Raw genomic sequence first — 5810 nt, forward strand, 5'->3', positions numbered from 1 at the left:
CACGCTCAAACCTTTTTTAATTACAATAAAACAGACCCTGATGATTTTTTAAGTAGCCCTCAATTCGTAAATCTCGCCCGATTGGAGGCTATTCACATTTAAAATTGGCGAACATATTGGTATAAGCTCTGTCCTAAAATCGGGGTACATTATACCTGAAACAGCCTCTGATTTTCAACGCAACGGTGTTATACCGGGATTGCACGCTCAATTGCAACTTAAAACAGCCAACGTGGTAGCAGGGGTAGCAGTTGATTACAAGACACTTCGCCCACGGCTTTCCATCGGAACAAACACCGCTTTGAAGAAAGTAAACGAAAAAGTTTCGGGTGTATCATTAATGGCTTATTTGAAGTTGGTTGGCAAAAAAGTAACCTTCAAAGCAGAAGGCTTATTGGGCCAAAATATGACAGACCAAGTGATGTTGGGAGGCTATTTAGCTTACGGAACGGCCAGTACGGAAACCTACAAAGCCACCAAAACAAATTCAGTTTGGTTTGAATGGATGTCAAACAGTAAAACCGTAGTACCTGCGATATTTGTAGGTTATACTAAAAATGCAGGTGCTGATGCCGGTGCGATTGCCGCTTACGGAAGAGGTATAGGTATTTCGGGACGCGGTATAGATAATTTATTCCGTATTTCGCCACGCATTGATTTCCTTGCCGGAAAATTCAAAATCACACCCGAAGTTGAATACACAAGCGCGGGCTGGGGTACATTGGGCAACAATGGCAGAGTAACCGGTACGATAGGCAAAACTTCAAACGTTCGCTTCCTTTTGTTAACCCAGTTTTCATTCTAAAAAAGTAGGAATTGAAACCTGAATTCTTTCAGGTTCAATTCCCAACCCTCAATACATAAACTATTTTTTAACCCTTACTAACAACTATACTAATGTCAGAAACAGCATCAATCGCCGGAAAAACACAGAAAAAGCAAAGTCTGGCGGCTATCATTGCAGCTTCCTCGGTTGGGACCATGATCGAGTGGTATGACTTCTATATTTTCGGAAGTTTAGCCACCATTATTGCCACCAAGTTTTTCCCCGCAGGAAATCCAACCGCTGCCTTCCTTTCCACTTTGGCTACGTTTGCAGCCGGTTTTGTAGTAAGACCCTTCGGGGCTATTTTCTTTGGCCGGCTGGGTGATTTGATTGGTCGTAAATATACCTTCATGGTTACGTTACTCTTAATGGGCGGAGCCACCTTCATGATTGGACTTATTCCAAGTTACGAAACCATCGGATTTTTAGCACCGGCCTTAGTTCTTTTACTGCGCTTGCTCCAAGGATTAGCGTTGGGCGGTGAGTACGGTGGTGCAGCTACCTACGTGGCAGAGCACTCTCCGGCTGACAAACGCGGATTCTGGACTTCGTGGATTCAAATTACAGCTACGGCAGGTTTGTTTGTATCACTTATTGTGATTCAGGTAACTCAAAACAGCATGTCGAAAGAAGATTTTGCGGAATGGGGCTGGCGCGTACCGTTTTTGGTCTCTATCCTGATGGTGTACGTATCGGTGTTGATTCGTAAAAATATGCACGAGTCGCCGTTGTTTGCCAAAGCCAAAGCAGAAGGAAAAACGTCAACTAACCCACTTAAAGAGTCATTTGGTAATCGTTACAACTTCAAATTCGTCCTTTTGGCCTTGTTAGGAGCTACCATGGGACAGGGAGTAGTGTGGTACACAGGTCAGTTTTATGCTTTGAGCTTCCTGCAAAAAGTAATGACCATTGACCTTCAGCAATCCAATGAGTTGATGACTTACGCCTTGATGTTGGGTACGCCTTTCTTCGTTTTGTTTGGTTGGTTGTCTGATAAAATTGGCCGTAAGGGCATTATGTTAGGCGGGATGTTAATTGCCATTCTTTCGTATCGTACGATTTATGAAAAAATGTACCAAACCACCAATATCAAAAACAAAACCGAGATAGTTGAAAAAACAACCGTGGACATCACTCGCGCTTTGGATAAAAAAGATGGCGTAGAAACCAAAGATTCGGTCATAACCACGATAACTAAAAAGGAATTTGTGGACGGAACGAAATACGAAGAGAAGAACATCGCTAAAGTTTTGGCAGACGCCTCCGCTGAGCCGGTAAAACCCGAAATCAAGAAAACTGTGACTATCAACAGCAGCGACAAATGGTCTTTGATTTGGTTGGTATTCATTCAGGTAATTTTTGTAACGATGGTGTACGGTCCAATCGCTGCCTTCTTGGTTGAAATGTTCCCTACGCGCATTCGTTACACCTCTATGTCATTGCCTTATCACATCGGAAACGGCGTATTTGGTGGATTGTTACCGACGATTGCCACTGCCTTGGTAGCTTCTGCGGGCAAAGCCAACGATGCAGCAAAAGAAGCAGGCACTGCCCTGCCCAATGCCGCCCCTTATCTCGAAGGACTTTGGTATCCAATCGTGATTGCGGGTATCTGTTTCGTGATTGGGTTGTTGTACATCAACGGCAAAGATCGTAAGACAGACGACTAATCAGCAATTGGAAAGGCAACCGTCTGTCGGTTCAAAACCGACAGACGGTTATCTCAGAACAAATCCATTTTTAAGACACAAAATTCGAAAACAAAATGAACGCTATAAAAAGATTCGCAGGCATTGTTTGGCTAGTGGCAGGCGCCGTAGCAGGGTATTATTTAGTGGTTGAACAGGCTATTCCAAAGTTTGCAACCGGCAAACCGGAAGATTTGATTCCCGCCGGTATTTATACATTTATCCTTTGTCCGTTGATTGTAGGAAGTTTGGCTACCTTCGGTATTTACTCACTCAAAGGAGAGTACGACAGTGAAAGTTAGGTTTAGGGTTTAGTGGTAAGAATGGTTGTCGAAACATAGTTTTTCGGCAACCATTTTATTCCGTTTCCCAAGATATTTCTCCATTTACCCCCATGAATTCTACCCGAAAGGCCACATTGATTGTATTATGCGGAGCAGCAATACTCCTTTTCAATACACCTATTCTTTCTATTTTCAATATTTCGGCTTTTGTGGGGGGGATTCCTGTATTTTACCTGTATTTATTTGGAGCATGGCTGTTCATCATTCTGGCGACGGCTTGGGTAGTTCGCCGCACCAACAATGACGTAGAAAATGAGTAGCGTTTGGATTATATGTCTGTCGTTGTCCTATTTGCTGTTTGTAATAGCCAACTGGGCAGAGCGCCGCTCTTTCATCAAACGCAGTCTCGTCAATAACCCCTACGTGTACGCTTTGTCGTTGGCCGTGTATTGTACAGCCTGGACATTTTATGGAAGCGTGGGCCAGGCAGCCGAAACAGGCGTAGATTTCCTGTCCGTTTACATTGGACCAACTGGTAGTACCGCTTTGGTGGATCGTTTTTCGGAAAATCATTCGCATTTGTAAAGTTCAGCGCATTACCAACATTGCCGATTTTATTTCGGCTCGTTACGGAAAAAACCGAGCTTTGGGCGTAATCGTTACGGTACTTTGTCTGTTGGGTATTATTCCCTATATCTCCATCCAATTAAAGGCCATCACGAGCAGCTTCCTGATTTTATCGGGTGAGGCCACTGCCGTCAAATCATCCTTTTGGGAAGACCAATCGTTTTACATTGCCTTGGCATTGATTGTTTTTGCCATTTTGTTCGGAACTCGAAAACTCGAAGCCAACGAGCGTCACGAAGGACTGGTAGCCGCCATTGCTTTTGAATCATTGGTTAAACTCTTTGCTTTTTCGGCCATCGGCGTTTTCGTAACCTTCGGCATTTTCAACGGATTTGGCGACATTGTGGCAAGGGCTTCGGCCGTTCCTGAACTTCGCAAAGTATTTGTATTGTCCGAGGCTCAAACGGGAAGTTGGTTTTGGCACTGCTTGTTGGCAGCCATTGCTATTTTGTTCTTGCCCCGTCAATTTCAGGTCACCGTCGTTGAGAACGTTAATGAGAATCATTTGCGAAAAGCACAGTGGTTGTTTCCGCTTTACTTACTGATTATTAACATTTTCGTTGTGCCTATTGCGTTGGGTGGAAAACTGTTGTTTGCCAATATGAACGTAAAGGCTGATAATTACTTATTGGCCATTCCATTGCATTTTAAACAGCAGGGGCTGGCTTTTTTGACCTATTTGGGTGGGTTTTCAGCAGCTACGAGTATGATTATAGTGGAGTGTACTGCCCTCACCGTGATGTTCAGCAACAACCTTCTGATGCCGCTTCTGGTAAGTCGCCCGGGTTGGCAGGAGCGCTTGGGCCAATCCATCGGCGATTTTGTCATTACGGCAAGGCGGCTGTTTATCGCGGTTATTATTTTGTTGGCGTATGTTTACTACCGAAACGTCAGTGACAAATATTCATTGGTTTCTGTGGGAATGGTCTCCTTTGCGGCGGTTACGCAATTGACCCCCGCTGCCATTGGCGGCATATTTTGGAAACGGGCTTCATTAGTGGGAGTGATGGGCGGTATTTTGACAGGAGGATTGGTGTGGCTTTACACCTTAATTATCCCATCTATGGTTTCCAACGGCTTTATTTCCACCGATTTTTTGCTATATGGCCCGGCCCATATTCAATGGCTGCGTCCCGAAGCACTGTTTGGTTTAGAAAGTATGGACAACCTCTCTCACGGTGTTTTTTGGTCGCTTTTGTTTAACATTTCTTTTTACATCTGGGGCTCATTAAATTTCAAGCAGAGTGCTTCAGAACACAACCAAGCGGCTTTGTTTGTAGATATTTTCAAATATGATACTTCCTACGAAAGCTCCGTAGCGTGGCGCGGCAAGGCGCTAGTGAGCGATTTAACCTCGTTGCTAAGTAAGTTTTTTGGACAGGCCAGTTCAGAGCGCGCCCTTAATCTGTATGCACGTCGAAATCAACTTAGCCTGAAAACGCGTTATGCAGCGCCTCAGTTGGTTAATTACACCGAAAAAATGCTCAGCGGAGCGATTGGAGCCGCCTCTGCCCGTATCGTGGTTTCGTCGGTAGCGAAAGAGGAACGTATTACTGTCAATGAAGTGATTGATATATTGAAGACCTCCCAAGAACTGCGTCTTGTGAATCAGGAACTGACGCGCAAATCACTGGAACTGGAGCAAACAACCACCAAGCTCCAGCAAGCCAATGAGTTATTGAAAATAGCCGATCAGCAAAAAGACGATTTTCTGTCGACCGTTACGCACGAAATCCGCACGCCGCTTACGTCCATTCGCGTGCTATCGGAAATTTTGCAAACCAACCCCGATTTGGAAGAAGAACAACGGGATCATTTCTTAACCACTGTCATCAAAGAAACCGACCGCCTTACCCGGCTTGTCAACGAAGTACTTGATTTAGAACGTTTTGAATCGGGAAGATATTCCTTAACTATCACATTACTTCGTTTGGAAGAGGTGGTGGAAGAATCACTCAATTCGTTAGAACAGTTGGCGAATGAAAAATCAGTACAAATTCAGCGAAATATAGAACCTGGTTTACCCGACATTGAAGGCGACTATGACCGATTGGTGCAGGTTTTTATCAATCTTATTTCCAATTCCATTAAGTTTTGTTACCCCGAAATCGGAATTATTCGAATAAAAGTTCGCTTGGAATACCCCGCTATCAAAGTTCAAATCATGGATAACGGCAGCGGAATAGACCCTTTGTTTCACGAACTTATCTTTGATAAATTTGTTGCTATAATATTTAGTGTTCTTGATGCTGCTTTTGCTAAGTTCAGAGCCTCTGCCCTCAAAGTTGATAAGGCATAACTACCTTTTTCTGACCATGCAATGGGTTTATTTTTTTGCCGATAGGCCACAATCATGTCCACGCCTTTTTCTGCTCTGCCCGAACC

6 protein-coding genes are annotated in these 5810 nt (G+C 44.1%); all 6 read left to right on the forward strand.

What is annotated here, in order from left to right:
• Positions 1-199 precede the first annotated feature (199 nt).
• Entirely contained in the window at positions 200-805 is a 606-nt protein-coding gene (locus Q0081_RS08640) for a hypothetical protein (RefSeq protein WP_298351509.1), read from the forward strand.
• Between the two features lie 92 nt (positions 806-897).
• Entirely contained in the window at positions 898-2496 is a 1599-nt protein-coding gene (locus tag Q0081_RS08645) for an MFS transporter (RefSeq protein ID WP_298351512.1), read from the forward strand.
• A 95-nt stretch (positions 2497-2591) separates the two neighbouring features.
• Positions 2592-2816: a DUF6814 family protein gene (locus tag Q0081_RS08650; protein ID WP_298351515.1), complete on the forward strand. Its 225-nt coding sequence runs from the start codon at positions 2592-2594 to the stop codon at positions 2814-2816.
• Positions 2817-2908: 92 nt separating this feature from the next.
• Positions 2909-3118 carry a hypothetical protein gene (locus tag Q0081_RS08655; RefSeq protein WP_298351517.1) on the forward strand — a complete coding sequence of 70 codons (210 nt, stop codon included), beginning with the start codon at positions 2909-2911 and terminating at the stop codon, positions 3116-3118.
• Positions 3111-3383: a hypothetical protein gene (locus tag Q0081_RS08660; protein ID WP_298351520.1), complete on the forward strand. Its 273-nt coding sequence runs from the start codon at positions 3111-3113 to the stop codon at positions 3381-3383. Before Q0081_RS08655 ends, Q0081_RS08660 begins: the two co-directional genes overlap by 8 nt.
• Entirely contained in the window at positions 3322-5724 is a 2403-nt protein-coding gene (locus Q0081_RS08665) for a histidine kinase dimerization/phospho-acceptor domain-containing protein (RefSeq protein WP_298351523.1), read from the forward strand. The genes Q0081_RS08660 and Q0081_RS08665 overlap by 62 nt, the downstream gene beginning before the upstream one ends.
• Positions 5725-5810 lie beyond the last annotated feature (86 nt).

It is taken from the genome of Runella sp. (assembly GCF_027484545.1).
Taxonomy (GTDB): domain Bacteria; phylum Bacteroidota; class Bacteroidia; order Cytophagales; family Spirosomataceae; genus Runella.

Excerpts from the sequence above, each read along its gene's own strand:
- Q0081_RS08645 (WP_298351512.1), top strand. The coding sequence starts at position 898 with ATGTCAGAAACAGCATCAATCGCCGGAAAAACACAGAAAAAGCAAAGT.
- Q0081_RS08650 (WP_298351515.1), top strand. The coding sequence starts at position 2,592 with ATGAACGCTATAAAAAGATTCGCAGGCATTGTTTGGCTAGTGGCAGGC.
- Q0081_RS08655 (WP_298351517.1), top strand. The coding sequence starts at position 2,909 with ATGAATTCTACCCGAAAGGCCACATTGATTGTATTATGCGGAGCAGCA.
- Q0081_RS08660 (WP_298351520.1), top strand. The coding sequence starts at position 3,111 with ATGAGTAGCGTTTGGATTATATGTCTGTCGTTGTCCTATTTGCTGTTT.